Source organism: Streptomyces flavochromogenes, assembly GCF_000717595.1.
In the GTDB taxonomy this organism is placed as follows: Bacteria; Actinomycetota; Actinomycetes; order Streptomycetales; family Streptomycetaceae; genus Streptomyces; species Streptomyces flavochromogenes.
This window is the reverse complement of record NZ_JNZO01000002.1, coordinates 277,434-303,504: the sequence shown is the minus strand read 5'-3', so window position 1 is coordinate 303,504 and position 26,071 is coordinate 277,434. Positions and strand designations below refer to the sequence as shown.

25 protein-coding genes and 1 pseudogene are annotated in these 26,071 nt (G+C 72.6%); 15 read left to right on the top strand and 11 right to left on the bottom strand.

Going from position 1 to position 26,071, the window contains the following annotated elements; translation table 11 throughout:
• Positions 1-90: 90 nt before the first annotated feature.
• From IF00_RS0103445 to IF00_RS0103390, 12 genes are all read left to right on the top strand, one after another.
• Positions 91-756 (top strand): GntR family transcriptional regulator, encoded by a 666-nt coding sequence (locus tag IF00_RS0103445; RefSeq protein WP_030314045.1) that lies wholly within the window; start codon positions 91-93, stop codon positions 754-756.
• A 2-nt stretch (positions 757-758) separates the two neighbouring features.
• Positions 759-1,661 carry a dihydrodipicolinate synthase family protein gene (locus IF00_RS0103440; protein ID WP_209439727.1) on the top strand — a complete coding sequence of 301 codons (903 nt, stop codon included), beginning with the start codon at positions 759-761 and terminating at the stop codon, positions 1,659-1,661.
• Positions 1,658-3,424, top strand: a complete 1,767-nt coding sequence (gene araD, locus IF00_RS0103435; RefSeq protein ID WP_051819765.1) for an L-arabinonate dehydratase — start codon at positions 1,658-1,660, stop codon at positions 3,422-3,424. Before IF00_RS0103440 ends, araD begins: the two co-directional genes overlap by 4 nt.
• Before the next feature lie 140 nt (positions 3,425-3,564).
• The gene (locus tag IF00_RS0103430; RefSeq protein WP_030314040.1) at positions 3,565-4,503 is read left to right on the top strand and encodes a carbohydrate ABC transporter permease; all 939 of its coding nucleotides are present in this window, start codon (positions 3,565-3,567) and stop codon (positions 4,501-4,503) included.
• Positions 4,500-5,414 carry a carbohydrate ABC transporter permease gene (locus IF00_RS0103425; protein ID WP_030314038.1) on the top strand — a complete coding sequence of 305 codons (915 nt, stop codon included), beginning with the start codon at positions 4,500-4,502 and terminating at the stop codon, positions 5,412-5,414. The genes IF00_RS0103430 and IF00_RS0103425 overlap by 4 nt, the downstream gene beginning before the upstream one ends.
• Positions 5,411-6,604, top strand: coding sequence for a Gfo/Idh/MocA family protein (locus tag IF00_RS0103420; protein WP_078944517.1), 1,194 nt, complete (start codon positions 5,411-5,413; stop codon positions 6,602-6,604). Before IF00_RS0103425 ends, IF00_RS0103420 begins: the two co-directional genes overlap by 4 nt.
• On the top strand, positions 6,601-7,467 hold the full coding sequence (locus tag IF00_RS0103415; protein ID WP_030314035.1) for a DUF6807 domain-containing protein: 867 nt from the start codon (positions 6,601-6,603) through the stop codon (positions 7,465-7,467). Before IF00_RS0103420 ends, IF00_RS0103415 begins: the two co-directional genes overlap by 4 nt.
• Complete coding sequence (locus IF00_RS0103410; RefSeq protein WP_030314033.1) at positions 7,464-9,128, top strand: glycoside hydrolase family 43 protein; 1,665 nt, start codon at positions 7,464-7,466, stop codon at positions 9,126-9,128. Before IF00_RS0103415 ends, IF00_RS0103410 begins: the two co-directional genes overlap by 4 nt.
• 98 nt (positions 9,129-9,226) lie before the next feature.
• On the top strand, positions 9,227-10,567 hold the full coding sequence (locus tag IF00_RS0103405) for an ABC transporter substrate-binding protein (protein ID WP_030314031.1): 1,341 nt from the start codon (positions 9,227-9,229) through the stop codon (positions 10,565-10,567).
• Entirely contained in the window at positions 10,564-11,391 is an 828-nt protein-coding gene (locus IF00_RS0103400) for a rhamnogalacturonan acetylesterase (RefSeq protein WP_051819763.1), read from the top strand. The genes IF00_RS0103405 and IF00_RS0103400 overlap by 4 nt, the downstream gene beginning before the upstream one ends.
• Positions 11,388-12,683 carry a pectate lyase family protein gene (locus IF00_RS0103395; protein WP_030314028.1) on the top strand — a complete coding sequence of 432 codons (1,296 nt, stop codon included), beginning with the start codon at positions 11,388-11,390 and terminating at the stop codon, positions 12,681-12,683. Before IF00_RS0103400 ends, IF00_RS0103395 begins: the two co-directional genes overlap by 4 nt.
• 29 nt (positions 12,684-12,712) lie before the next feature.
• Positions 12,713-13,855: a pectinesterase family protein gene (locus tag IF00_RS0103390; RefSeq protein ID WP_030314026.1), complete on the top strand. Its 1,143-nt coding sequence runs from the start codon at positions 12,713-12,715 to the stop codon at positions 13,853-13,855.
• Positions 13,856-13,925: 70 nt separating this feature from the next.
• On the opposite strand, the gene IF00_RS0103385 is transcribed toward IF00_RS0103390, so the two are convergent.
• From IF00_RS0103385 to IF00_RS0103375, 3 genes are all read right to left on the bottom strand, one after another.
• Positions 13,926-14,348, bottom strand: a complete 423-nt coding sequence (locus IF00_RS0103385) for a YjbQ family protein (RefSeq protein WP_030314021.1) — start codon at positions 14,346-14,348, stop codon at positions 13,926-13,928.
• A gap of 92 nt (positions 14,349-14,440) precedes the next feature.
• Positions 14,441-15,211: a permease prefix domain 1-containing protein gene (locus IF00_RS0103380; RefSeq protein WP_030314019.1), complete on the bottom strand. Its 771-nt coding sequence runs from the start codon at positions 15,209-15,211 to the stop codon at positions 14,441-14,443.
• Positions 15,208-15,549, bottom strand: a complete 342-nt coding sequence (locus tag IF00_RS0103375; protein ID WP_030314017.1) for a PadR family transcriptional regulator — start codon at positions 15,547-15,549, stop codon at positions 15,208-15,210. Before IF00_RS0103375 ends, IF00_RS0103380 begins: the two co-directional genes overlap by 4 nt.
• 96 nt (positions 15,550-15,645) lie before the next feature.
• Here IF00_RS0103375 and IF00_RS0103370 point away from each other — a divergent pair, with 96 nt between their 5' ends.
• Entirely contained in the window at positions 15,646-16,125 is a 480-nt protein-coding gene (locus IF00_RS0103370; protein WP_030314015.1) for a DUF2269 family protein, read from the top strand.
• 68 nt (positions 16,126-16,193) lie between these two features.
• On the opposite strand, the gene IF00_RS0103365 is transcribed toward IF00_RS0103370, so the two are convergent.
• From IF00_RS0103365 to IF00_RS0103355, 3 genes are read right to left on the bottom strand one after another with little or no spacing between them, the layout of a single operon-like run.
• The gene (locus IF00_RS0103365; RefSeq protein WP_030314013.1) at positions 16,194-16,865 is read right to left on the bottom strand and encodes a hypothetical protein; all 672 of its coding nucleotides are present in this window, start codon (positions 16,863-16,865) and stop codon (positions 16,194-16,196) included.
• Complete coding sequence (locus IF00_RS0103360; protein ID WP_030314012.1) at positions 16,865-17,404, bottom strand: SigE family RNA polymerase sigma factor; 540 nt, start codon at positions 17,402-17,404, stop codon at positions 16,865-16,867. Before IF00_RS0103360 ends, IF00_RS0103365 begins: the two co-directional genes overlap by 1 nt.
• Positions 17,385-18,500, bottom strand: coding sequence for a LacI family DNA-binding transcriptional regulator (locus IF00_RS0103355; RefSeq protein ID WP_030314011.1), 1,116 nt, complete (start codon positions 18,498-18,500; stop codon positions 17,385-17,387). The genes IF00_RS0103360 and IF00_RS0103355 overlap by 20 nt, the downstream gene beginning before the upstream one ends.
• 304 nt (positions 18,501-18,804) lie before the next feature.
• Here IF00_RS0103355 and IF00_RS46755 point away from each other — a divergent pair.
• Both IF00_RS46755 and IF00_RS46750 read left to right on the top strand, forming a co-directional pair.
• Positions 18,805-19,236: pseudogene (locus IF00_RS46755) on the top strand (sugar-binding domain-containing protein); the annotation flags it as partial.
• On the top strand, positions 19,228-19,473 hold the full coding sequence (locus IF00_RS46750; protein ID WP_245234422.1) for a beta-galactosidase small subunit: 246 nt from the start codon (positions 19,228-19,230) through the stop codon (positions 19,471-19,473). The pseudogene IF00_RS46755 and the gene IF00_RS46750, both read left to right, overlap by 9 nt.
• A 214-nt stretch (positions 19,474-19,687) precedes the next feature.
• Here the strand turns inward: IF00_RS46750 and IF00_RS0103345 are convergent, their stop codons facing one another.
• The 5 genes from IF00_RS0103345 to IF00_RS0103325 all read right to left on the bottom strand — a co-directional run bounded on the left by IF00_RS0103345 (position 19,688) and on the right by IF00_RS0103325 (position 26,058).
• On the bottom strand, positions 19,688-20,770 hold the full coding sequence (locus IF00_RS0103345) for a rhamnogalacturonan acetylesterase (protein ID WP_030314009.1): 1,083 nt from the start codon (positions 20,768-20,770) through the stop codon (positions 19,688-19,690).
• Positions 20,771-20,787: 17 nt separating this feature from the next.
• Positions 20,788-23,520, bottom strand: coding sequence for an exo-rhamnogalacturonan lyase family protein (locus IF00_RS0103340; RefSeq protein WP_030314007.1), 2,733 nt, complete (start codon positions 23,518-23,520; stop codon positions 20,788-20,790).
• Between the two features lie 83 nt (positions 23,521-23,603).
• Positions 23,604-24,182, bottom strand: coding sequence for a hypothetical protein (locus IF00_RS0103335; RefSeq protein WP_051819760.1), 579 nt, complete (start codon positions 24,180-24,182; stop codon positions 23,604-23,606).
• A 14-nt stretch (positions 24,183-24,196) separates the two neighbouring features.
• Positions 24,197-25,072, bottom strand: coding sequence for a carbohydrate ABC transporter permease (locus tag IF00_RS0103330; RefSeq protein ID WP_030313999.1), 876 nt, complete (start codon positions 25,070-25,072; stop codon positions 24,197-24,199).
• A complete protein-coding gene (locus IF00_RS0103325) occupies positions 25,069-26,058 on the bottom strand; it encodes a carbohydrate ABC transporter permease (RefSeq protein WP_425338256.1) in 990 nt (329 codons plus the stop codon). Before IF00_RS0103325 ends, IF00_RS0103330 begins: the two co-directional genes overlap by 4 nt.
• Positions 26,059-26,071: the final 13 nt, after the last annotated feature.

Below are 26,071 nucleotides of genomic sequence, written 5' to 3'. Positions count from 1 at the left end.
TGACGAAACACGAACGCCCCCTTAACTTCATGCCCGTTGCACTTCGTACGTCATATATGAGACGCGATACATGAGATCTGAGAGTGCTCCATGGCCTTCGCCCCCAGCCCCATCCCCTCCCGCACCCAGTACGTGCTCGAAGCGATCAAGCACGACATCCTCACCGGCGGGCTCAGACCCGGCCAGGCCCTCGTCGAGGCCGAACTCGCCGCGCGTTTCGGAGTGTCGAAGACCCCGGTCCGTGAGGCGCTCAAGACCCTCGCGGGCAGCGGGCTCGTGGTGATGAGCCAGTACAAGGGCGTCACGGTCCGGATGGTCGACGCCGACATGGCCCGCGCCGTCTACGACGTACGCCTCCTCCTGGAACCCGAGGCGGTCCGCCGCGCCGTGGCGTCCGGCGCCCCGCTCGACGAGGCGCGGGAGGCCCTGCGCCGGGCGGCCGGAGCCGAGGACCCGGCCGAACGGTCCCTGGCCAACCGGGCGTTCCACCGGGCGCTCTATCTGCCCTGCGGCAACCCGCTGCTCGGCCGGATGCTCGACGAGGTCCGCGACCAGGCGGCCCTGGTCTCCACCGTCGCCTGGGCGGCCATCCCCTCCTGGGAACGGGAGGCCGCCGAGCACGAGGAGATCCTGCGGCTCGCGGCCGCCGGCGACGTCGGCGGGGTGGGCCGCGCGGTCCACGACCACATCGCGTCGTTCGTCGAGCGCGCCTTCCCCCAGTACCCCGAGAACCAGTCCCCCCTGAACAGCGAGTGAGCATGGAATTCGAGACGATGAGGGCCGCCCTCGCCGACGTCGTGGCCATCCCGGTCACACCGTTCGCCGAGGACGGCTCCGTGGACACCGTCACCCACCGCGCGCTGCTGCGCCGGCTCCTCGACGGCGGGGTCCGCACCCTCACCCCCAACGGCAACACCGGCGAGTTCTACGCCCTCACCCCCGAGGAGCGCCGCTCCCTCACCGAGATCACCGTCGACGAGGCCGGCGACCGTGCCGCGATCCTCGTCGGCGTCGGCCACGACGTGCCGACGGCGGTCGAGGCCGCCCGGCACGCCCGGGCCACGGGCGCCCACATGGTGATGGTCCACCAGCCGGTCCACCCGTACGTCTCGGAGAGCGGCTGGGTCGACTACCACCGGGCCATCGCCGAGGCCGTCCCCGAGCTCGGGGTCGTCCCCTACATCCGCAACCCGCAGATCGGCGGGGCCCGGCTCGCCGAGCTCGGCGCCGAATGCCCCAACGTCGTGGGGGTGAAGTACGCGGTTCCCGACGCGGCCCGGTTCGCCGGCTTCGCCCGGGACGCGGGCCTCGACCGCTTCGTCTGGGTGGCGGGCCTGGCCGAGCCGTACGCCCCCGCCTACTTCGCCGCCGGCGCCACCGGATTCACCTCCGGCCTGGTCAACGTCTCCCCCGCGCTCTCCGTCGAGATGCTGGACGCGCTGCGGTCCGGCGACTACCCGACCGCGATGAAGGTCTGGGAGCGGATCCGCCGCTTCGAGGAGCTGCGCGCGGCCAACGGCAGCGCGGACAACGTGACGGTGGTCAAGGAGGCCCTCGCCTCCCTCGGCCTCTGCCGCCGGGCGGTCCGCCCGCCGAGCCGTGAACTCCCCGAGAGCGAGCGGGCCGAGGTCGCCACGATCGCGGCCGGGTGGCCGATATGAGCGCCGAAGGGCCCGCCGGCGCGGGCGGGCGCCCCGGCGAGGGAGGCCTGCGGCCCGAGGACCTGCGCAGTCACCAGTGGTACGGCACCGACGGCCTCCGCTCCTTCAGCCACCGGGCCCGCACCCGGCAGCTCGGCTATCTGCCCGAGGAGCACCTCGGAAAGCCGGTCATCGCGATCCTCAACACCTGGTCCGACATCAACCCCTGCCACGTCCACCTCCGCGACCGCGCGCAGGCCGTGAAGCGCGGGGTGTGGCAGGCCGGCGGCTTCCCGCTGGAGTTCCCGGTCTCCACCCTCTCGGAGACGTTCCAGAAGCCGACCCCGATGCTCTACCGCAACCTCCTCGCGCTGGAGACGGAGGAGCTGCTGCGCTCGTACCCGGTGGACGGGGCGGTGCTCATGGGCGGCTGCGACAAGACCACCCCCGCGCTCCTCATGGGTGCGGCCTCGGTCGACCTGCCCACGGTGTTCGTTCCGGCGGGACCCATGCTGCCGGGGCACTGGCGGGGCGAGACGCTCGGCTCCGGTACGGACATGTGGAAGTACTGGGACGAGAGGCGGGCGGGACGGATCGGCGACTGCGAGATGGCGGAGCTGGAGAGCGGTCTCGCCCGCTCCCCCGGCCACTGCATGACGATGGGGACGGCGTCCACGCTGACCGCGGCCGCGGAGACCCTCGGCGTGACCGTGCCGGGTGCCTCCTCGGTGCCGGCGGTCGACTCGGGGCACGACCGGATGGCGGCGGCCTCGGGACTGCGGATCGTGGAACTCGTACGGCAGGACCTGCGGTTGTCGCGGATCCTGACGCAGGAGGCGTACGAGGACGCGGTCGCCGCCGTCCTGGCGCTCGGCGGCTCGACCAACGCGGTGATCCATCTCATCGCGATGGCGGGGCGCTCGGGGGTGAAGCTGACGCTCGACGACTTCGACAGGATCGCGCGGACGGTGCCGGTCCTCGCGAATCTACGGCCGGGCGGGCGGTTCCTGATGGAGGACTTCCACTTCGCGGGCGGGATGCCGGGCTTCCTCTCCCGGCTCACCGATGTCCTGCACCTGGATCGCCCGACGGTCTCGCACACCACGCTGCGGGAGCAGCTCGACGGCGCGCTCGTGCACGACGAGGAGGTGATCCGTGACCGTTCGAGGCCGCTGGCCGCCGAGGGCGGGGTCGCCGTGCTGCGGGGCAACCTGTGCCCCGACGGCGCCGTCATCAAGCACATCGCGGCGGAACCGCGCTTGCTCGAGCACACCGGTCCCGCGGTCGTCTTCGACGACTACCGGTCGATGCAGCGGACCATCGACGATCCGGCGCTCGGCATCACACCCGACCACGTGCTGGTGCTGCGCGGCGCGGGCCCGAAGGGCGGTCCGGGGATGCCGGAGTACGGCATGCTGCCCATCCCCCGGTACCTGCTGGAACAGGGCGTGCGGGACATGGTGCGGATCTCCGACGCCCGGATGAGCGGGACGAGCTACGGGGCCTGTGTGCTGCACGTGGCACCCGAGTCCCATGTCGGCGGACCCCTTGCCCTTGTCCGTACGGGCGATACGATCACTCTCGACGTCGCCGCACGCTCCCTCCGTCTGCATGTCACGGACGAGGAGCTGGACGTCCGCCGGGCCGCCTGGACACCGCCGCCCGCCCGGTACGAGCGCGGCTACGGCGCGCTCTACATGGAGCAGATCTCCCAGGCCGACACGGGCTGCGACTTCGCGTTCCTGGCGCGTCCGGGCATCACCCCCGATCCGTACGCGGGTTGAGAACCCGCACCTCGGCACCGCCGGTCCGTCCCTCCGCACCGCTCCACCACCCGTCAGCGTCATCAGCTCCACCCGCCCCACCCTGCCCGAAATCTCGAACGACGTTCGCGAAGCGCTTCACCGAGAACGGAGCCGCCGTCATGGCCTCAGCTGTGACCCCACCGCCCCAAGCCGTCACGGCACGGCGCCGCCGTCGCACGGGAGCGACCCCCCGCCGACTGCCGTACCTGCTGATCGCCCCCGCCGGTCTGCTGATGCTGGGCTTCATCGCCTACCCGGTGATCAGCGTCTTCTACTACAGCCTCCAGCACTACAACCCCACGAAGCCCTGGCGGAACGGCTTCGCGGGTCTCGACAACTTCACCCGGATCTTCACGGACGACCCCCGGTTCTGGGGAACACTGACCTTCAGCCTCAAGTGGGTCGTCGTCGAGGTGACGCTCCAGCTCCTCTTCGGTCTGGCGCTCGCGCTCATCGTGAACCAGACCTTCGTGGGCCGCGCCCTGGGCCGGGCCCTGGTCTTCTCCCCGTGGGCCGTCTCGGGCGTCCTCACCTCCGCGATCTGGGTGCTGCTCTACAACTCCCAGACCGGGATCAGCCGTTACCTCGCGGACATGGGCCTCGGTACGTACGGCACGTCCTGGCTCTCCGACACCTCGACCGTGTTCCCGGCGGCGATCGTCGCCGATCTCTGGCGCGGCGTGCCCTTCTTCGCCATCCTCATCCTGGCCGACCTGCAGTCCGTGCCGAAGGACCTGTACGAGGCCGCCGAGGTCGACGGGGCCGGCCGGGTCCGGCAGTTCGTCCACATCACCCTGCCGCACATCCGGGACGCGATCGTCCTCTCCACACTGCTGCGCGCGGTCTGGGAGTTCAACAACGTCGACCTGCTGTACACGCTGACCGGCGGCGGCCCCGCGGGCGAGACGACCACGCTGCCGCTGTACATCGCCCACACCAGCGTCGACGCCCACAACTTCGGATACGCCTCCGCCCTCACCACGGTGGCGTTCGTGATCCTTCTCTTCTGCTCGATGGTCTATCTGCGCCTGAGCAAGTTCGGAGGCGACGCCACATGACAACCGAGTCCACCCTGACCGCCGCCCCCTCCCCGGGGACCGCCCAGGTGCCGCCCCCCGACAGGACGCCGCCCGTCACCGCCCGCGCCAGGCGCAGGGCGTGGGACGAGGTGCCCCGCTGGCAGATCTATCTGCCCCTGGGGATCTACCTCCTCTTCACCCTCGTCCCCTTCTACTGGATCCTGCTCTTCGCCGTACGCCCGGCCGGCTCCACCTCGCTGCTGCCCTGGCCGATGACGACCGCGCACTTCGAGAAGGTCTGGAACGAGCGGAGCTTCGGCGTCTTCTTCCAGAACAGCCTGCTCATCGGGGTCGCGGTGCTCATCAGCACCACCGTGGTCGCGCTCGCCGGCGGTTACGCGCTGGCCCGCTTCGACTTCCGGATCAAGAAGGGCTTCATGCTGGCCCTGCTCTGCTCGCAGTTCGTGCCGGGCGCCCTGCTCCTCGTCCCGCTGTTCCAGATCTTCGCCGAACTGAAGATGATCAACTCCCTGGGGAGCGTGATCATCGCCGAGACCGTCTTCCAGCTCCCGCTGTCGATGATCCTCATCAGCGGCTTCATCCGGAACGTGCCGTACTCCCTGGAGGAGGCCGCCTGGGTGGACGGCTGCAACCGCTTCTCCGCCTTCCGGATCGTCGTCCTCCCGCTGCTCAGGCCCGGCCTGGTCGCCGTCGGCTCGTTCGCCTTCGTGCACGCCTGGAACCACTTCCTCTTCGCCCTGATGTTCCTGAGCAGCCAGGACAAGCAGACGATCCCGGTCGGCCTCAACACCCTCATGGGCGCCGACAGCGTCGACCTCGGGGCGCTCGCCGCGGGCGGCGTCATCGCCGCCGTGCCCGTCGTCATCGTCTTCGGCTTCATCCAGAAATGGCTGGTCACCGGGTTCAGCGCCGGGGCGGTGAAGGGATGAACGACCACCCCACGCACAGGGAAGACATGAACACCGCACAGACACCCCTGCCGGTCGTCCTGGCCGGTGCCCGCGGCCACGGCCGCAGCCACCTCCTCAACATCCGCCGTCTCGAGGAGCGCGGACTCGTCCGCCTCGCCGGGGTCTGCGAGCTGCGCCCCCTCGACGCAGCCGAGCTCGACGGCATCGGGGCCCCGGAGCAGTCCGCCGACTTCGAGGCGCTGCTCGCCTCCACCGGTGCCCGGATCGCCGTGCTCAGCACCCCCATCCAGACCCACACCGACATGACGCTCGCCGCCGCCCGGCACGGGGCGCACATCCTCCTGGAGAAGCCGCCGGCCCCGTCGTACGCGGAGTTCCGCCGGATGGCCGACGGCGTCGAGGCGGCCGGCGTGGCCTGTCAGATCGGGTTCCAGTCGCTGGGCTCGCACGCGGTGCCCGCGATCCGCCGGATGGTCGCGGAGGGCGCGATCGGCGAGCTCCTCGGCGTCGGCGCGGCGGGCGCCTGGGTCCGTGACGAGGCCTACTTCCGGCGCGCCCCCTGGGCGGGCCACCGGCGGCTCGGCGGGGCCGACGTCGTCGACGGGGCACTCACCAACCCCCTCGCGCACGCCGTCGCCACGGCGCTGGCGCTGTCCGGCTCCACCCGCGCCGAGGACGTCGAGCACATCGAGACCGAGCTGCTGCACGCCCACGCCATCGAGTCCGACGACACCTCGGCGGTACGGATCGTCACCTCGGCCGGCACTCAGGTCACCGTCGCGGCGACCCTCTGTGCCGAGCGGACCTCGGAGCCGTACGTCATCGTCCACGGCACCCGGGGCCGGATCACCTTCTGGTACCGGCAGGACCGGGTGCTCGTCCAGCGCGCCGGGCACGGACCGGTGGAGACCGAGTACGCCCGTACCGACCTCCTGGAGAACCTCGTCGCGCACGTCACCGACGGCGATCCTCTGTGGGTGCCGCCGGCGACGACCGGCGCGTTCATGCGGGTCGTCGAGGCGGTGCGGACGGCTCCCGACCCGCTGGCGATACCCGCCGGGCACTGGCGCACCGAGCCCGGTGAGAGCGCGCCGCGCCGGGTCGTCGACGGCGTCGACGCCCTGGTGGACGCCAGCGCCGACGGACTCAGACTGTTCTCCGAACTCGGCGCCTCCTGGGCCCCGTCGACCCGGGCGGAGGCCCGATGACCCCCGCGCCCCCGAAGGTCCTGCGCTGCGCGGGCCGCGCCGTCGCCCACTACACGACCCGGCCCGGACTGGCCCCCGACCACTCCCCGCGGCCGTACCTCCACCCGGTCACGACCCTCGCCGGCCGGCCGGTGACCGAGACCGTTCCCGAGGACCATCCGCACCACCTCGGCGTGGGCGTCGCCGTGCCCGACGTCGCCGGCCACAACTTCTGGGGCGGCCGCACCTTCGTCCGCGACCGCGGGCCGGTCGCGCTCGACAACCACGGTGTGCAGCGGCACGACGGGTTCAAGCTGTGCGACCCGGACGGCTTCGTGGAGGAGCTGACCTGGACGGCCGGGGGCGAGCCGCTGCTCCGCGAGCACCGGACGGTGGCGGCCACCGCGCTCACCGGGGCGGCCTGGGCGCTCGACCTCACCTTCTCCCTCACCAATGTGTCCGGGCGGGACCTGTCGATCGGCAGCCCCGCGACGAACGGCCGGCCGGGCGCCGCGTACGGCGGCTTCTTCTGGCGGGCGCCGAAGGAGGCGACGGCTCCGGTGGTGTTCGGTGCCGGGATGCCGGACGACGGTTCGGGCGCGGACGGCGAGGAGGCGGTGCACGGTGCCCGCGCGGACTGGGTGGCGCTCGCGGGAGAGGGCTGGACCCTGGTGTTCGCCGGGGCGACGGCCCGGACCCGTGAGGACCCGTGGTTCGTCCGGGCGGCCGAGTACCCGGGCGTCGGTTCCTCGCTCGCCCACGACGAGCGGCTTCCGGTGGCCGCCGGAGAGACCTTCGTACGGCGGGTGGTGACCGTCGTCGCCGACGGGCGACTCGACCGGGACGGGGCCGCGGCCCTGGTGCGCAAGGCGGTGACGTCGTGACGCGGACCCGTGCCGCCCTTCCGACGGGGGACCTCGGTGACGGTACGTACCGCAATCCCGTGCTCGCCGCCGACTGGTCCGACCCCGACGTGGTCCGGGTCGGCGAGGACTACCACCTGACGGCGTCCAGCTTCGGCCGCGCCCCCGGGCTGCCGCTCCTGCACTCCCGGGACCTGGTCAACTGGACGCTCGTCGGACACGCCCTTGAGCGGCTCGAACCGGCCGCCGCGTTCACCGCGCCCCGGCACGACCGCGGGGTCTGGGCACCCTCGTTCCGGTACCACGACGGCCGCTTCCGGATCTTCTGGGGCGACCCCGACCACGGGATCTTCCAGGTCAACGCCCCTTCCGTACGCGGCCCGTGGACGGCCCCGCACCTGGTGAAGGCGGGCCGGGGCCTGATCGACGCCTGCCCGCTGTGGGACGAGGAGTCGGGCGAGGCGTATCTCGTGCACGCCTGGGCCAAGTCCCGCGCCGGCTTCAACAACCGGCTCACCGGGCACCGGATGAGCCCGGACGGGACGAGGCTCCTCGACGAGGGCAGGGTCCTCGTGGACGCCGACCGGCTCCCCGGCTGGTTCACTCTGGAGGGCCCCAAGCTGTACCGGCACGACGGCTGGTTCTGGATCTTCGCCCCGGCCGGGGGCGTGGCCACCGGCTGGCAGGGCGCGTTCCGGTCGCGGTCGTTCTTCGGCCCGTACGAGGAACGGATCGTCCTCGCGCAGGGCGACACCGACGTCAACGGCCCGCACCAGGGCGGCTGGGTGCGCACCGGGCCGGGCGAGGACTGGTTCCTGCACTTCCAGCAGTCGGGCGCGCACGGCCGGCTCGTCCATCTCCAGCCGATGCGCTGGGACACGGACGGCTGGCCCGTGCTCGGCGACGAGGGCGCCCCCGTCCGGGTGCACCGCAAGCCGGACCTCCCGGAGCAGCCGCCCGCGCGGCCGGCCGTGGACGACACGTTTCCCGGCGGCCGGTTCGGCAGGCAGTGGCAGTGGACCGCCAACCCGGGCGAGGGCTGGGCCAGTCAGCACACGGGCGACGGGCTGCGGCTCGGCTGTGTGCGGTCGGGCCTGCTTGACGATCTCCGCGGTGTGCCGCACGTCCTCACCCAGCGACTGCCCGCCGGGGCCGTGGTCGTCGAGGTCGGGCTGCGGCTCGACGCGTCGGCGCCAGGGGCCCGCGCCGGGCTCGTCGTCCTGGGGGACGCGTACGCGTGGATCGGTCTGGAGAGGGCGCCGGACGGCACGGCCCGGCTCGTCCACCGTTTCGCCCCGGCGAACGCGGACCGCGAACGGGACGCGACCCGCTCCCGGCCGCTGACCGGGGACCGGGTCCTGCTCCGCATCGAGGTCACGGCGGACGCACGCTGCCGTTTCTCGTACGACTCCGCTGCCGACGCCGGTCCCGGGTCCGCATCCGACGCCGGTTCCGGTACCGCTGCCGACGCCGGTTCCCGGTCCCATGCCGACGCCGGTTCCCGGTCCCGGTCCGTGGCCGCCGGCGGCTCCGGCGCCGGTCCGGTCCGGCTCGGCCCGGAGTTCGCCGCCACGCCCTGGCGCTGGGTCGGCGCGCTGCTCGGCCTGTTCGCCGGGGCGCCGGAAGGCGCGGGGCACGCCGGGACGGCCGTGTTCTCCGACTTCCGCGTCACCGCCGTCTGAACGGCACCACCCGGGCCGCCCCACCGGCGGCCCGCCCCGAACTCCCCCACACCCCATCCCCGTAGTCCCCGCAACACCCCGAGAGAAGAGAGCCGACGATGACCATCTTCCCCGGCGGACGGCGCAGAGCCGCCCTCGCCCTCGCCCTGACCGGCGTCCTCGCCCTGACCGCCACCGCCTGCGGTGACGACGGCAGCGGCGGGGGCGGCGACAAGGGCACCGAGGGATCGGGCAAGGGAAAGATCACCTTCTGGGACAACAACGGCGGTGTCCGCACCGACGTCTGGAAGGAGATCATCGCGGACTTCGAGAAGGCGAACCCCGACATCGACGTCGAGTACGTCGGGATCGCCTCCAAGGAGGTCCAGTCGAAGTACGACACCGCGATCCAGGGCGACGGCCTGCCGGACGTCGGAGGCGTCGGCGCGGCGATGCTCGCAGGGATCGCCGCGCAGAACGCCCTGGAGCCGCTGGACGCGCGGATCGAGGGCAGCGCGCTCAAGGGCAGGCTGAACGCCGGCATGGTCGCGAGCGTGAAGTCGGCGGGCGGTCAGGACAAGCTGTTCACCGTCCCCACCTCGGCGAGCAACGGCGTGCTCTACTACCGCACCGATCTGTTCAAGGCGGCCGGCCTGCAGGAGCCCACCACCTGGTCCAGGTTCTACGCGGCGGCCGAGAAGCTGACGGCCACCGACAAGAACCGCTTCGGCTACACGATCCGCGGCGGCGCGGGCTCGATCGCCCAGGCCCTGGACGCCATGTACGGCCAGAGCGGCATCACGAGCTTCTGGAACGGCGACAAGACCACCGTCAACGACCCCAAGAACGTGGCCGCGCTCGAGAAGTACGCCGGACTGTTCAAGAAGACCACCCCGGCCGCCGACGTCAACAACGACTTCACCAAGATGGTCGCGCAGTGGGACAGCGGCCAGATCGGCATGCTGAACCACAACCTGGGCTCCTACCAGGACCATGTGAAGGCCCTCGGTACGGAGAAGTTCCGCGGCATCCCCAACCCGACCCTCGACGACGGCACCCGGGTGCAGGTCTCCAACCCGGTCGACGGCCTCGGTCTCTTCTCCTCCAGCAAGAACAAGGCCGCCGCCTGGAAGTTCATCGAGTTCGCGGCCTCGCACGCCTCCAACAGCAAGTGGAACAAGTCGGCCGGCGCCATCCCGGCCAACACGGAGGCCGCCCAGGACCCGTGGCTCCAGGAGGCGGAGCCGACGAAGCTCGGCGCCGAGGTCCTCTTCAGCGGCAAGGCCACGATCGTGGAGCTGCCGTACTACCTGCCCGACTGGAACACGATCTCCAAGGCCGAGAACGAGCCGGGCTTCCAGAAGGTCCTGCTCGGTACGTCCACCGCCAAGGAGTTCCTCGACCACCTGGCCGAGCAGCTGAACACGGCACAGGCCGAGTGGAAGCAGCAGAACCCGTGAGCGTCGGCCGCCGCGCGGTGGTCACGGCCGGGGCGGGCCTCGCGCTCGCCCTGGCCGGGGCTCCCCCGGCCCGTTCCCAAGGACACCCCCGTATGCGCACCCTCTTCATCGCCGGCGACTCCACCGCCGCCCAGAAGTACGCCGACGCCGCGCCCGAGACCGGCTGGGGCATGGCCCTCCCCTTCTTCCTGCACCGGGGCGTGCGGGTCGACAACCACGCCGTCAACGGGCGCAGCACCAAGAGCTTCCTCGACGAGGGACGGTTCGAGGGGATCCTGGCCGCGCTGTGCCCCGGCGATCTGCTCCTGATCCAGTTCGGCCACAACGACCAGAAGGTCGCCGACCCCACCCGTTACACCGAGCCGTGGACCACCTACCAGGACAACCTGCGGGTCTTCGTCGAGGGCGCGCGGTCCCGGGGCGCCCTCCCGGTGTTCGCCACCTCCGTCGAGCGGCGCAGGTTCGACGTGGACGGCACCGCGCTGCGGACGCTCGGCGCGTACCCGGCGGCGATGCGGGAGACCGCCCGCGAGTCGGACGTCCCCCTCCTCGACGTCGAGGCGCTGTCGCTCGACCTGTGGCAGCGGCTCGGGCCCGAGGCCACCAAGGCGTACTTCAACTGGACCGCGACCGAGCAGGACAACACCCACTTCAACCCTCCGGGGGCGATCGAGGTGGCCCGGCTGGTCACCGCCGAGCTGCTCCGCACCCATGTCCTCGCCGCGCGCGAGACGCGCCGCGTGGACGACGTCATACCCGCCGGGCTGATCACCTGGCCCGAACCCGCCCCTACCGCTTACGAGTTCGAGGAGACCCGATCGTGAACCGACGCACGCGACTGGGAGTGGTGGCCGCGACCGCCCTCACCCTGACGGTGACCGCCCCCACGGCCGGTGCCCACGCCGCCCCGCGCCCCGGCACCGACCCCGCCCGCGCCACGCTGCCGGCCGGTGACGGCTGGGCGTCCGAGGGGACCGGCACCACCGGCGGCGCGGCCGCCGTCGCCTCCCGGGTCTTCACCGTCACCACCTGGGAGGAGTTCCGGGACGCGCTGGCCGTGCCCGGCACCGAGCCCCGGATCGTCAAGGTGGTGGGCACGCTGAACGCCACCGCCGCCGGCTGCGCCGCCTTCGAGGCCGCCGGCTACGACTTCGCCCGCTACCTCGCCGACTACGACCCCGCCGTCTGGGGGTACGAGAACGTGGTCAGCGGTCCCCAGGAGGACCTGCGGGCGGCGTCCGCGACCGCCCAGGGCGAGGCCATCAAGGTCAGGGTGCCCGCGAACACCACGATCGTCGGTGTCGGCGAGCACGCCGGAATCACCGGCGGCAGCCTCCAGGTGCAGGGCGTCGACAACGTCGTGGTCCGCAATCTGACGATGGAGAGCCCGCTCGACTGCTTCCCGCAGTGGGATCCGACCGACGGCGCGACCGGGGCGTGGAACTCCGAGTACGACAGCCTCGTCGTGTACGGCTCCACCCATGTCTGGATCGAGCACAACACCTTCACCGACGGTGCCCACCCGGACAGTTCGCTTCCCTCGTACTACGGCGAGGTCTACCAGCAGCACGACGGCGAGCTGGACGTCGTGCGGGGCGCGGACCTCGTCACGATCTCGTGGAACGCCTTCACGGACCACGACAAGACCCTGATGATCGGCAACAGCGACAGCGCGGGCGCGACCGACCGGGGCAAGCTGCGGGTCACCCTGCACCACAACCTCTTCAAGAACGTGATCGAGCGGGCGCCGCGGGTCCGGTTCGGTCAGGTCGACGCGTACAACAACCACTTCGTGGTGCCGAGTTCGGCATACGCCTACAGCCTCGGCATCGGGCAGGAGTCCCAGCTCTTCGCGGAGAAGAACGCGTTCACGCTCGCCGGGGACGTACCGGCGGGCAAGATCCTCAAGAAGTGGAAGGACGCACCCGTCACCACCGTGGGCAATTACGTGAACGGCAGGCCGGTCGACCTCCTCGCCGTCCACAACGCCCAGTTCCCCGACGAGCTGTTGCGGGCCGACGCGGGCTGGACCCCCGTCCTGCGCACCCGGGTCGACCACCCGCGGGCCGTGCCCGCCCTCGTCGGCCACCGCGCGGGCGCCGGCCGCTCCTGCTGAGCCCTCACCCGCCTCCAGGAGGAGCCCGCATGCCCTCACACCCCACCGAAGCGGCCCCGGGGCGCCGTTCGCTGCTCCTGGGCGCGGCGGGAGCGGCACTCGCCGCGCTCGCCCTGCCCGCCGCTCCCGCCTCGGCCGCCGCTCCGCCGCGCGCCCGCCCCTTCGGCCGGTTCGGCTCGCCCGCCCGCCGGCTCACCGGTCGGACGCTGTACGTCCACCCGGGCGGCCTCGGCGACCACACCACCGTCCAGGCCGCGGTGACCGCCGCGAGCGGCACCGGCTGGACCCTGGTGCTCGCCCCCGGCACGTACCGGGAGACGGTCGCCGTGAGTTCCGCACGTACGGACATGACCTGGATCGGCGCGAGCGGCGACCCCGGGGACGTCGTCGTCGTGTACGCCAACGCCGCCGGAACGCCCCGCCCCGAGGGCGGCACCCACGGCACCACCGGGTCGGCGACCACCACCGTCCAGGCGGCCGGATTCACCGCCCACGGCATCACCTTCGCCAACGACTTCCTCCGCAGCGACCTGCCGGGGAACCCCGGCACGCAGGCCGTCGCCCTCAAGGTGCAGGGCGACCGGTCGGCCTTCTTCCACTGCCGCTTCCTCGGCCACCAGGACACCCTGTACGCCGACTCCACGGCCCTGACGGCCTTCGCCCGCCAGTACTTCGCGCACTGCTACGTGGAGGGTGACGTCGACTTCGTCTTCGGCCGGGCCACCGCCGTCTTCGAGCACTGCCGGTTCCGTACGCTGTTCCGCCCCGATCTGTCGGCGGCTCCGCACGGCTTCGTCTTCGCCCCGTCCACGGCACGGGAGAACCCGCACGGATTCCTCGCCGCCCACTGCCGGATCACCAGCGAGGCCCCGGACGGCCACTACAAACTGGCGCGGCCCTGGGTTCCCGGCTCGGACCTCACCGCCTGGCCGTCGCTCGTGGTCCGGGAGAGCGTGCTCGACCCGGGGACCGACGCGGTCGCCCCGTACGCGACCATGCGGGACGGCTACCCGTGGCAGGAGCAGCGCTTCGCCGAGTACCGCAACTCCGGCCCGGGCGCCCGGATCGCCGTTCCGGAGAACCGTCCCCAACTCACCCCGGCCGAGGCCGAATCGGCGACCCGAGCCACCTACCTGGGCGACTGGGTCCCGTGCCCACCCCGGTGGCGCTGAACCCGCGGGAAGGAGGAAGGGATCCCTGAGGGCGGAGGCGAGGCCGAGGGGAACGACGCCTCCGGGTGCGCTACCCGAGGAACGAGAGGCGGACCTGGCGGTCGGGGTTGTCCTTGTTCGTGTCCACCAGGCACACCGACTGCCAGGTGCCGAGCACCAGTTCGCCGTCGATCACGGGCAGCGTCGCGTGCGGGGCGACGATGGCCGGCAGGACGTGGTCACGGCCGTGACCCCGGCTTCCGTGGCGGTGCTGCCAGCGTTCGTCGGCGGGGAGCAGGTGGTGCAGGGCCGTCAACAGGTCGTGGTCGCTGCCCGCGCCCGTCTCGATCAGCGCCACGCCCGTCGTCGCGTGGGGCGTGAAGACGTTGAGGAGGCCTCCCCGCCCCTGGGCCACCTCGGCCAGGAAGGCGACGCACTCCCCGGTCAGGTCGTACACCGTCTCCGACCCTCCGGTGGTGACGTCAAGGATGCGTGTGGCGAATCCGTGGCTCATCCCCTCATCGTGACGGAGCGGGCGGCCTTCTCAAACGCCCCACGCAGTACGACCCGGGGAGGTACCCCCGGGTGCCTCGCGCGGCGGCCGTCTCAGCCGGGTTCCGGTGCCCCGAGGACCGGCAGCCGCGCGCAGCGGCGGCAGGCGCGGGCCGAGGTCGCCACGACGGCGTGGGAGGCGGCCGCGAGCGCGCCGGCGCAGGCGAGCAGCGGCCAGTTCGTCGCGAGCGCGGCGGCGGTGGCGAGCGCGAGCGTCGTCACCGCCATGGAGGCTCCGGCGGTCGTGCCGGTCCAGGCGACCACGACCGGCAGCCGGGCCGGTGGGGACGGTCGGCGGGACAGGGTTCCGGTGGCGGCCAGGGCCGCGGCGGCGAGCAGCGTGGCGGCGATCGCGACTCCGGACAGATGCGCGGCCAGGAGGCGTGCGGTGGAGAGAACCGATCCCGCGGGCTCCTGGGCGGTCACGCCGGTGAGGTACCGGCAGGCGATCAGGAAGGGTGCGGTGAGCGCCACGACCCGGGCGGTGTACCGCGCCTGAGCGACCGTCAGCTCTTCCTGGCAGCTCGGGACGAGCTCGGCGACGGTCCCGAACTCCCGGACCGCCGCACCGATCGCCTCGTAGCGCGGGACGCCCCGCTCGATGTGCGCGTCCGCCGTGTCCTCGAGACCGCCGCGGATCTCCTCGATCATCCGGTCCTTGGCCCGGGCCGGCCCGTGCAGGGCGGCGGTGAGGTCGGCGACGTACGCGGCGAGGGGGTCGCCGGCGGGATCCGTGTCGCCGGGTCCCGCGGGGTCGGTGGGGTCGGTGGGGTCGGTTTCGGCGGGGCCGGAGTCGCTGTCGGCGCCCACAGCTGCGGCGGTCATGTGGCGAGCCCGTGCGGCGGGGTGGGATTGAGCACCGAACCGATCGCCGCGGTGAACTCGTTCCATGCGGTGCGCTCGCCGGCGAGCGTGCGCCGGCCCTCGTCGGTCAGCTCGTAGCACCGGCGGCGCCGTTCCCCTGCGGACTGCCAGCTGCTGCTCAGCAGACCGGTGCGCTCCAGCCGGTTCAGGGCCGGATAGATGGTGCCCGTGCGCAGTTCGAGCACGCCTCCACTGCGCTGCTGCACCGCGGCGATGATCGCGTACCCGTGCAGCGGGCCCGGTTCGAGCACCGCGAGCAGCAGTCCGTCCAGGTGCCCTCGCACCGCATCCGCCTTCATGAGTAGGCAGCCTACACAAGAGAGGGGTAGGCAGTGTATGTATGGGTGGCCAATATATTGGCTGCCAATACATGGAGCTCTCCGGAGGCATGCGCCGTGACCGAATTCCTGCTGTCCGTCCACGTCCTGGTGGCGATCGTCACGGTCGGATCGATCACCGTGGCCGCCTCGATGTTCCCGCGTTGCGCGCTACGGGCCTGTGACGGCGGCGAGCGGGAAGGACGGCGCGAGGGAACGGCAACGGCCGTGCTCCTCCACCGGGTCTGCACCGGTTACGCCGTCGCCGGGGTCGTCGTGCCGGTGTTCGGCATCGCCACCGGAGCCCAGCTCGGTGTGCTGACCGACGCATGGCTGATCGTCTCGCTCGTAATGACCGTCGCCGCCGCGGCCCTGCTCGGACTGGCCGTCCTGCCGGGCCAGCGGCGCCTGCTCGCCCTCGCCGAGGGCGCGGCCACGAAGGAGGCGGCGCGGCCGACGGCGTCCCGGCTGTCCATGGTCACCGGGATGTTCAACGTCCTCTGGGCGGTCGTCGTCGTCCTGATGATCGTCCGCCCCGGCTCCACGACGGGTGCCTGATCCCGGCCGCCCGGGGCCGCCGTCCGGACCGTCCGCCACTCCGCCGCGTCGTCGCTTCGGGCCGGCCGTCACTCCGGCCCGGTCGTCCCGAAGTCTCCGCGCAGGGTGGAGCGGCCGCCGTCCGGGCCCGTCAGGACGACGGTGTACGTGTCGGCCGAGGCGTCCCGTACCCCTTCGGCGTGGTTGTACTGGCCGGCGAAGACATGGGGACCCGGCGGGACCGTCCGGTCCGCCTTGAGCGTCCAGCGGTAGACCAGCTCCCGGCCCTCCTCGGTCACCGTCTCGGTGAAGTCCTCGGCGGGGCGCGTGCGCCAGTGGCCCGTGGTCACGACTCCGGGCGTGCGGACGATCCGCAGTTCCACGGTGAGGGCGGTGACTGGCGTGTCCGTCGTCAGGGCGAGATCGCTCTGCGCCCACCAGCGGTTGCTGCCGGGGTCGATCGTGGCGGTCGCCCGTGCGCTGGGGCCGGGCGCGGGGAGCGTGGTGGCGGGCGCGGCGGGCCCTTCGTTCAGCGTGGTCGCCGCGAGACCTCCGAGGCCGACGACCGCCGCGACGGCGGCGGCGACGGCCACGACGGCCGTCCAGCGGCGCCCGGTCCAGCGGGTCGCGGGCCGGGGCGACCGGGCCGCCGGCGCGGGTGCGGCCATGCCGCGTTCCACCCGGGCGAGCATGCGGGCGTGGTCCGGCCGGTGCGCGCGCGCCGCCTCCCGCAGCTCGCGGCGGAGCTGTGTCTCGTCCATCAGCGCCTCCCCGCGGCGAGTTCGGTGGCGGCCTGGGGGCCGAGCAGCCGCTGGAGCTCGGCCATGCCCTTGGCGGTCTGGCTCTTGACCGTGCCGACGGTGACGCCGAGCGCGAGGGCGGTGTCGCGTTCGGAGAGGTCGAAGGCGTGCCGGAGCACGACGCAGGCGCGCTTGCGGAACGGCAGGGCGCGCAGCGCCGTCCGCACGTCGACGACGGCGGGCACGTCCGGGTCCTCGGTGTGGTCGGGGCGCCGGTCCCAGAAGGCGGCGATACGACGCCGCTCGCGGACGGTGCCGCGGATCCGGGTGCGGACGAGGTTGGCGACCACACCGCGGGCATAGGCGGCGGGATGGTCGGCGGCGCGCACCCGGTCCCAGCGGTGCCAGAGCGCGAGCATGGCGTCGGCGGCGAGGTCGTCGGCGGCGTCGTTCTCGCCCGTCAACAGATGCGCGAGTCGGGCGAGTTCGGCGTAGTGGCGCTCGAAGAACGCCCGGAACTCCGCCGCGCTGTCCGCGGGCTCAGTGTCCGCCGCGACCACGACGGTCCTCGGTGGGAGCGGAGACGGACACACGGGGGCCGGGCAGGGCGGACCCGGCGGTGGAGGCGGGGCCGGACGGAGCGGTGCCCGTGCTCGCGCGCGCGGTCAGCAGCGGCGGGATGAGCTCCGTACCCCGCGGCGCCTCCCCGGCGAGGCGCCCGACGAGCCGTTCGACGGCGCGGCGGCCCATCTCCCGGGCGGGCACGGCGACGGCGGTGAGCGGTACGGAGGCGTGGACGGCGACCTGGTCGGGGCAGATGGCGACCACGGAGACGTCCTCGGGCACGGCGCGGCCCTGGTGGCGCAGGAGCGCGAGCAGCGGCTCGACGGCGGCCTCGTTCTGGACGACGAGGGCCGTGGTGCCGGGGCGTTCCTCGAAGACCCGGGTGACGGCTGCGGCGACGGCCGCGTAGGTGCCGTCGACGGGCCGGTGGAGCAGGCCGACGCCATGGGTCGCGGCGGCGGCGCGCAGACCGGTGAGCGTGCGGGCGGCGAAGCCCGTCCCCCGCTCGTAGACGGCGGGCGGTTCGCCGAGGACGGCGACGCCCGTGTGGCCGAGTCCGGCGAGGTGCTCGACGCAGCGCGCTCCGGCGGACTCGAAGTCGAGGTCGACGCAGTCGAGTCCGGCGGTGTCGGCGGCTTCCGCCGTTTCGGTGGGGAGGCCGATGAGGACGGCGGGCCGCTCGGCCTCCTGCAGGCAGGGCAGCCGGGGGTCGTCGAGTCCGACGTCCATGACGATCATGGCGTCGGCGATGGCACTGCCCTCGACGCGGCGGACGGCCTCGGGGCCTTCCTCGCCGGTGAGCAGCAGGACGTCGTAGCCGTGGGAGCGGGCCGTGGTGGTGACGGACATCGCGATCTCCATCATGACCGGCACGTAGAGACCGGTGCGCAGCGGCATCATCAGGGCGAGGACGTCCGTACGGCTGCTGGCGAGCGCGCGGGCGCCGGCGTGCGGCCGGTAGCCGAGGGTGTCGATGCTGTGCTGGATCCGCTCGCGGGTGGGGGCGGATATGGAGCGTTTGCCGCTGAGCACGTAGCTGACGGTGCTGGCCGACACCCCGGCGTGGCGGGCGACATCGGCGAGGGTGACCACGTGCGCGCTCCTCGGCTGTTCCCGGTGTTCCGGGCGAACGGCGCCCGTCGATGATTCGGACCCCGACCCTAAGCGGCCGCTCGTCGAGCTGTCCAGGCGGGCCGTGAAGAGTCCAAGCGCCGGGCGGCCGGGCGGGGTTGTGCGGGGGCGTCGCGCGCGATGGGATGGACTCCGGACGGAAGGCGCTTTCTGCGCCGCTGATCTCCTCGTTCTCCGTCTCCCCCTCTTCTTCTCCCGTGCCTTCTCCCGCACTCACCCCGCAGTCTCCCGCGCGCTCTCCCCCGCCCTCCCCGACAGGAGGACCATGTCCGCCCTGCCCTGGCACGACGTCTCGCCGGGTCGCGGCACGCTCCCGCCGCGTGCCCGGTACGCCCGCTCCGACGCCCCCGTCCTCTCCCTGAACGGGGACTGGGCGTCCCGGCTCTCGCCCACCGCCGACGCGGAGGACGAGTCGTTCGCCGCGCCGGACTTCGACGCGGGCGACCGGGGGACGGTGGCCGTGCCGGGACACTGGGTGCTCCAGGGAAAGGCGAACGGCGGGGCGGTGGAGGGCCGGCACGGAGGCTCCTCCGGCGACTCCTCCGGCGGCGAGTACGGCGGCCCCGTCCACACCAACGTCCGCTACCCCTTCCCCGTAGACGCGCCCCGCGTCCCCACCGAGAATCCCACCGGTGACCGTCTGCGCCGCTTCGACCTGCCCGCCGACCGGACGGCGTCCGGCGGCGCGGTGCTCCGTCCTGCGGAGGACACGGAGTGGGCGCGTGCCGGGCAAACGGGCGCCGGGTGCTCTTCCGGGGCGCTGGACGCGGCGGCCCACCGCGGTGAGCCGGTGCCGGGCGACACGCTGTGGCTGCACCTGGACCGCGCCCAGCACGGCATCGGGTCCCAGTCCTGCGGACCGGGGGTGCTGCCGGAGTACCGGCTCTACGCGGCCCCGGTCGCCTTCCTCCTGGCTTTCACCCCGCTCGACTGACCGTGTCCCCGGTCCCCGCCGGGGGGCCGGGGCTCAGGTCATGTTGAAGTGCGGCAGGGGGCCGGCCGGCTGCCCGGCGGTCACCCTGCGGACGACCGCGACGGCCAGGATCGCGCACAGGATGTCGAGGCTCTGGTCGACCGGATTGCGGTAGTCGAAGTGGTGCCTCTCCGGCCCGGCCCCGAGGGTGTCGTGCTGATCGGCAGGACACCTCCTAACGGAGCAGACGCTCCGGGACGATTCCGCGGGCCCGCAGTTCCGCCGCGACGAGGGCCGCGTACTCCGAGGCCCCGCGCACCGAGGTGTGGGTGTTGTCCCGCTTCTCCGTGGTCAGGTAGAGCGCCTTGGAGGCCTCGGGGCCCAGCTCCTCGACCCTCGCCCGGGTGAGGGCGGTGAGGTCGACGAGGGGGGTGCCGAGGGTCGCGGCGAGGGCGCGGATCTCGGCGGGGTGGTCCACGCCGAGGCCGTTGACGAGCAGGGCGGTGCCGTTGCCCAGGGTGCCGTCGGCGTTGAACCAGCGGCGGACGATCGGGGTGACGAGGACGGGTTCGCCGCCCCGGGCCCGTACCCGCTCGACCAGGGTGGTGAGGTTCGCGCGATAGGTGGCGGCGTCGGTCTGCTTGTCGTTGTGGGCGAGCTGGATCAGGACGGGGTCGCGGGGCCGGATCGCGGCCTCGACCCGTTCGAAGAGGGCCGGGTTCTGCAGGAAGGTGACGGTGCTCTCGCCGGAGTCCGCGTGGTTGGCGACCGCGATCCCCCGCTTCAGACGGGCGGGGAGAAACTGGCCCCAGCCGGCGTACGGGTCGCCCGGCTGGTCGCAGACGGTGGAGTCCCCGACGAGGAAGAGCCGGCGGGTCGCACCGGCGGGGGTGACCTGGAGCCCGGCGACCCGCGGCGCGGGGCCGCCGAGCACCAGGTCGAGGCCGGGGCTTCCGGCCGCTCCGGTGGGCTCGCCCTCCGGATCCCGTACGTCCACGGTGAAGGTGCGGCGGACGCGCTGCCCTGCCCCGGTGACGGTCTCGGCGAGCAGGGAGCGCCGGGTCTCGCCGCTCACCGCGGTGGATCCGGGGGTGTCGCCCCCGAGGGTCACGGTGACGTCGTACGTGCCGGGCGGGACGTCGAAGTGGCAGGCGAGGGAGGTGGTGTCCGGGGTGGCGGCGGTGCAGTGGTCGAGCCCCTGGCCGTAGGGGCCATAGGAGCCGTGGGGTCCTCGGGAGGGGTCGGCGTGGGCCGTGGGTGCGGCGGCGAGGGCGCCCAGCAGGGTCGCCGCGGCGACGAGCAGCGCTGTCTTCCTCATCGGGTGGCCTCCGGCGGTCACGTGGGGAGGTGGTCGCCGACGAGGGCGAGGTTCTGGATGGCGGCCAGGCCGTACAGGGCCGTGGTGTTGGTGCTGATCCACAGGTGCTCGTAGCCGGGTTCAAGGGCGTTTGATCCCTGCACGGGTGTTTTGTCCCAGACCATGGCGGCAGTGTAGCCATCGCTCCTGTCGAAGGTGGCCCAGGCTCGCTGGGCGAGCCGAGTGTCGTTCAACTGGGCCGCGGCATAGGCGTCCTGGCGCGAGTGCCCCTGGAAGAGGAGGAGGGTGCCGAAGTTCTGGCCGTAGCGGGCGGCCTGCTCGGTCTTGGAGGCGTTGAAGTAGCGGCAGTAGTCGAGCCAGGCCTCCTTGAACCTCGGCTGGTCGACGAGGTCGATGAGCTCGGCGCACATCTCGACCAGGCCGAACATCGCGGACAGGTGGGAGACGCCCACGGCGGGCTCGTCGGCGATGGCGAAGCGCCCTGTGTCGAGGTCGTACAGGCCGGTGCCCTGGACGAAGCCGTTGGGCTGGGCGGCGATGGTCTCCATCGTGGAGCGGAGCCGGGCCTCGGCCTTGGCGGCCTTGGGTCCGCCGCGCTCCCATTCGGTGAGCCAGGCGGCGGCGAGACCGCTCCAGTCGGTGCCGAAGCCGATGGAGAGGGCGTGCCGGTCGGGGGTGTAGGGCTCGGTACGGATCTTGCGGATGGGGTCGAGGGCGAGGAAGGTCTCGTCGGAGTCGACCAGGGCGTGCATGAGGTCGCCGACGCGTTCGTCGGCGGTGAGGAAGTAGTACGGGCGGCGGTAGACGGCGGTGGAGATGCGCTGCTGCTTCGCGCTGTCGGCGAAGTGCTGGACGCCGTGCCGGGTGCCGAGGCCGGCCCACGTACCGAGGTGGTAGACGTCGACCTCGCCGGTGTGCCGGGTCATGGCCTCCGCGAAGCGGAAGATGTCGGCGCGGCCGGAGCGGAGATAGGCGTACCAGAGCCACAGGTCGGGCGAGAGCTCGGAGTTGTCCCAGGCATAGCCTCCGACGTCGTACCGCCACTGGTGCCGGTCCTCGTCGTAGGTGTGCATGATGTCGCCGTAGTCCCAGAAGCCGTACCAACGACGCTGCTCCACCTGGTCCTTGTAGTAGGTGAAGAGGTAGTCGAGGTGGTCCTCGATCGTCGCCCTGGCGGGGGTGGAGCGGTCGACGGGCGAGAACAGTCCGCCGAACACCCGGGCGCGGACCAGGTCTTCGGGGCTGACAGCGAGCTGAGGCGGGGTACGGACGGCGGCGGCCTGGTCGACGAGCGTCGCGGCGGCGGGGGTGGTGGCGTTGGCCCAGAACATCAGCTCGCTGGTGCGGGCGATGCCGTAGGGGGTGCCGAAGCCGGGCTCGTGGTCCTCGTAGGTGATGTTGAGACCTTCGAGCTGCTCGGGGAAGGTGTCCTGGCCCATGCCGTCGTGGTAGAAGCGCAGGTCCATGGGCTGGGCCTCGGGCGACCAGAGCCAGAGGGTGACCTGGGCGGCGTCACCGGCGGCGCCGCGGATGTCGAGCTGGGCGGGGTGCTTCTGCCAGAAGTCCCGCAGGCCGAAGGAGAGTCCGCCGGTCACTCCGCCGACGTAGCCGAAGCCGCTCGCGCGGCGGCCGCCACCGGCCGGGATCCAGCCGTGGCCGGGCTTGGTGCGCTTGCGGAGGGTGAAGCCGTCCGCGGAGAGCTGGGCGAGGGTGTAGTCGCCCCAGGTCGGGACGTACTGCATACGGGTGGTGACACGCTGGTCCCAGGTGGCGGGGTCGGGCAGCTTCTCGCCCTTGACCTGGGCGGCGCGGACGGCGGCCCCGGGGTCACGGCGCAGTCCGGTGACGCCCTGGACGGCCTCGGTGAGGAACCCGGCGCCCTCACCGGCGATCCGGATGTGCCGGTCGTAGGCGGCGTCCCGCAGGGGGACGGTGAAGCGGACGCCGAGGCCGCGGATGAAGTCCTTCCGCTGGTCGCCGTCATAGGTGACGGTGTGGACCATACGGAACGACTCGGAGCCCGCGTAGAAGTAGAGACGCACGGAGAAGGGCAGCCAACTGCGATTTCCCTTGCGGTGCTTGCCGTCGATGCGGACCACGGCCCGGACGGGGCCGCGCTGTTCGACGACGGCGCCGGAGATCTCGCCGTCGAACCGGTCCCACGAGGCGTCGCCGCGGTCGCCGTCGTCGAGGTCGCCCTGCCGCAGCAGGACGAGGCGGCCGTCGGTGGCGATCTTCACACCGTCACGGGTGACGGACTCGACGAGCTTCCCGCCTTCCTTGGAGACCACGGCCCGGACGGTGCCGGTGTCGATGGTGATCCGGCGCCCGGTCTCGGTGACGGACACGGTCTTCGCGGCGGTCGCGGGGGTGCCGGGCGCGACGGTGAACCGCTCGGCCCCGGCGGCCTCGGGGCCGACGGCGTGCGCGGTCCACTTGAGGGAGCCGTCGGGCCAGCGGGCGGTGGTCCAGGTCTGCACGGGGACGGCCGCGCCGTCGGCGGTGGTGAGCGCGAAGACCTGGTCGTCGGGGTGGACGCCCCGGGGCCAGGCGACGCCGAAGGTCGACCCGGCGGCGGCACCGAGCCCACCGGGCTCCAGCCAGGTGACACGCGCGGGCCGCGCGTCCGCCGGGGCTTCGGCGGCCACGGCGGCCCGGGCGTCCCCACGCCCGAGCGCCCAGCTGAACTGCGCGGCGGCCCCGGCCACGGCGGCGGCCTTCAGGAGGGAGCGACGAGGAATGGCGGACACGGAGACTCCTTTCATGGGCATGCCGAAGCGGGCATGCCGGCGGAGGGGAGGGTGCGGGAGCGGGCCCCGGCTCGGCCGAAGGATCAGGCCGCTGCCCGAGGGGGCCGGCGGCGTTCCGCCGCCAGGGTCGAGGCGACGAGGATGCCGACGGCCGGCAGGGCCAGGGGGGCCGAGAACCAGGCCGACGCGACGATCACCGCAAGGCCGCAGACGACGAGGAGGGAGCCCGCGGGGTCCCGCAGCGCACGGCGGGCCGCGGGGGCGAGGAGGGCGCGCCAGCGCCGGCCCGGGCGCCAGGCCGTGGCCGCCCTCAGCAGGGTGACCGTCAGCCAGAGGGCCGCGAGGATCGCGAGGGTTCCCGCGGCCCGGCCGCCGGGCACGGGCAGCGCCCGTACGAACAACAGGTCGGTGCCGACCAGGGCGAGGGCCGCCCCGTAGCCGAGGCCCGCCGACCATCCCCCGCCCCGCAGGGCCCGGCGGAGGTCGGCGAGGAAGGACCGCAGCCCGGTCTCCTCGTCGTCGGTCCAGCGCCTCAGATGCGCGGCGCCGGCGGCGAGTGCCGCGGGGAGGGTGACGAGGGGCAGCGCGGCCACGGTGATCCACACCCCGACGAGCAGGCACTCGGCGAAGACGGCGAACCGGGCCAGGAACATGGCTCTCATCTCGGCACCGCCCCTCAGCCCTTGAGGCCCGACGTGGCCATGCCGTCGATGAGGTACCGCTGGAAGGCGAGGAAGAACGCGACCACCGGCAGCAGCGCCACCAGCGACATCGCGATCATGCCGCCGTAGTTGGCGACGCCGTCCTGGTCGACGAACATCTTGAGGCCGAGCGAGACCGTGTACTTCTCGGGTTCGTTGAGATAGATCAGCGGCCCCATGAAGTCGTTCCACGCGTTGATGAACGTGAAGATGGCACTGGTGATGAGCGCGGGACGGCACAGCGGCAGCACGATCGACCAGTACGTCCGCAGGTGCCCGCAGCCGTCGAGCCGCGCCGCCTCGTCGAGTTCCTTCGGCAGTCCGCGCATGAACTGGAGCATCAGGAAGACGAAGAAGGCGTCCGTCGCGAGGTACTTCCCGATCAGCAACGGCGTGTAGGTGTTGATGAGTTCGAGCTTCTGGAACAGCACGTACTGCGGGATGAGCAGCACGTGGTACGGCAGGAGCAGCGTGCCGATCATCGCGGTGAAGAGCAGCCCGCGCCCGGCGAAGCGGACCTTGGCGAAGGCGTAGGCCGCGAGCGAGCTGGAGAGGACCACGCCGATGACCGAACCGACGGCCAGGAAGAGGGAGTTGCCGAAGAAGGTGGTGATGGGGATGTCGGCGATGCCGTCGGCGAGCCGCCGGTAGTTGTCGGTGACGGGTTCGGCGGGGAAGAGGGACAGGCTGCCGACGATCTCGTCGTTCGGTTTGAAGGAGCCGCCGATGACCCACACCACGGGGTAGAGGATGACCGCGAGGACGGCGAGGGCGCCGAGGTGCCAGGCGAGCGAGCCCGCCGATCGGCCCGCTCCCGTCCGTGCTCCGGTCCGGGTGCGTACGAGGCTCATCGGGCCCCCTCCTCGTAGTGCACCCAGCGCCGCTGGGACCAGAAAAGGAACGCCGTGACCAGGGCGACGGCGAGCAGCAGCATCCATGCCATCGCCGAGGCGAGGCCCATCCGGCTGTTCTCGAAGCCCTGGATGTAGAGGTAGCAGGTGTAGACGAGGGTGCCGTCGGCCGGTCCGCAGGCGTTGCCCTGGCTGCCGATGATGTAGGCGGATCCGAAGATCTGGAAGGAGTGGATGGTCTCCAGGAGCACGTTGAAGAAGAGCACCGGGGAGATCATCGGCAGGGTGATGCTCCAGAACCTCCGCCACGGGCCCGCGCCGTCGACCTCCGCCGCCTCGTACAGCTCGCGCGGCACCTGCTTGAGTCCGGCCAGGAAGATGACCATGGGCGCGCCGAACTGCCAGACCGTGAGGGCGACCAGGCTGTAGATGATGCGGTCGGGGTCGCCGATCCAGCCGCCGGCCTCCATCCCGAGGAACTGCTGCCCGCGGTCGACGGCGGCCCCGTCGGAGAAGAGCGCCCGCCAGACGATGGCCACGGAGACGCTGGCGCCGACGAGCGAGGGTGCGTAGAACGCTGCCCGGTAGAAGCCCTGTCCGCGGCGGCTCTGGTTGAGCAGCAGTGCCACGCCGAGTGCCGCGGCCAGTTTGAGCGGCGTGCCGATCACCACGTACCAGCTGGTCACCTCGACCGAGGTGCGCCAGCGCGGGTCGCCGAACATCTCGGTGAAGTTGTCGAAGCCGATCCACCGCGGTGCGTCGAAGAGGTTGTAGTCGGTGAAGGCGAAGTAGAGCGAGGCGACCATGGGGCCCGCGGTGAGCAGGAGGAAGCCGGCGATCCAGGGGGACATGAAGAGATACCCGGCGAGGTTCTCGCGGCGGGCCCGGCCGCGCGGCCCGGCTCCGCCCTGCCGGCCCCGGCGGCCCTTCCGGCCTGCGCCGCCGGGCGTCGGGCGTGGGCGCCCCCCGCCGGAGCCGGCGTCCATGGGTGCGGTCGCC

Bases quoted from the DNA above. Each gene is read 5' to 3' on its own strand.
- IF00_RS0103445 (WP_030314045.1), top strand. From the start codon at position 91: ATGGCCTTCGCCCCCAGCCCCATCCCCTCCCGCACCCAGTACGTGCTC.
- IF00_RS0103440 (WP_209439727.1), top strand. From the start codon at position 759: ATGGAATTCGAGACGATGAGGGCCGCCCTCGCCGACGTCGTGGCCATC.
- araD (WP_051819765.1), top strand. From the start codon at position 1,658: ATGAGCGCCGAAGGGCCCGCCGGCGCGGGCGGGCGCCCCGGCGAGGGA.
- IF00_RS0103430 (WP_030314040.1), top strand. From the start codon at position 3,565: ATGGCCTCAGCTGTGACCCCACCGCCCCAAGCCGTCACGGCACGGCGC.
- IF00_RS0103425 (WP_030314038.1), top strand. From the start codon at position 4,500: ATGACAACCGAGTCCACCCTGACCGCCGCCCCCTCCCCGGGGACCGCC.
- IF00_RS0103420 (WP_078944517.1), top strand. From the start codon at position 5,411: ATGAACGACCACCCCACGCACAGGGAAGACATGAACACCGCACAGACA.
- IF00_RS0103415 (WP_030314035.1), top strand. From the start codon at position 6,601: ATGACCCCCGCGCCCCCGAAGGTCCTGCGCTGCGCGGGCCGCGCCGTC.
- IF00_RS0103405 (WP_030314031.1), top strand. From the start codon at position 9,227: ATGACCATCTTCCCCGGCGGACGGCGCAGAGCCGCCCTCGCCCTCGCC.
- IF00_RS0103390 (WP_030314026.1), top strand. From the start codon at position 12,713: ATGCCCTCACACCCCACCGAAGCGGCCCCGGGGCGCCGTTCGCTGCTC.
- IF00_RS0103385 (WP_030314021.1), bottom strand. From the start codon at position 14,348: ATGAGCCACGGATTCGCCACACGCATCCTTGACGTCACCACCGGAGGG.
- IF00_RS0103380 (WP_030314019.1), bottom strand. From the start codon at position 15,211: ATGACCGCCGCAGCTGTGGGCGCCGACAGCGACTCCGGCCCCGCCGAA.
- IF00_RS0103375 (WP_030314017.1), bottom strand. From the start codon at position 15,549: ATGAAGGCGGATGCGGTGCGAGGGCACCTGGACGGACTGCTGCTCGCG.
- IF00_RS0103365 (WP_030314013.1), bottom strand. From the start codon at position 16,865: ATGGACGAGACACAGCTCCGCCGCGAGCTGCGGGAGGCGGCGCGCGCG.
- IF00_RS0103345 (WP_030314009.1), bottom strand. From the start codon at position 20,770: ATGAGGAAGACAGCGCTGCTCGTCGCCGCGGCGACCCTGCTGGGCGCC.
- IF00_RS0103335 (WP_051819760.1), bottom strand. From the start codon at position 24,182: ATGAGAGCCATGTTCCTGGCCCGGTTCGCCGTCTTCGCCGAGTGCCTG.
- IF00_RS0103330 (WP_030313999.1), bottom strand. From the start codon at position 25,072: ATGAGCCTCGTACGCACCCGGACCGGAGCACGGACGGGAGCGGGCCGA.
- IF00_RS0103325 (WP_425338256.1), bottom strand. From the start codon at position 26,058: ATGGACGCCGGCTCCGGCGGGGGGCGCCCACGCCCGACGCCCGGCGGC.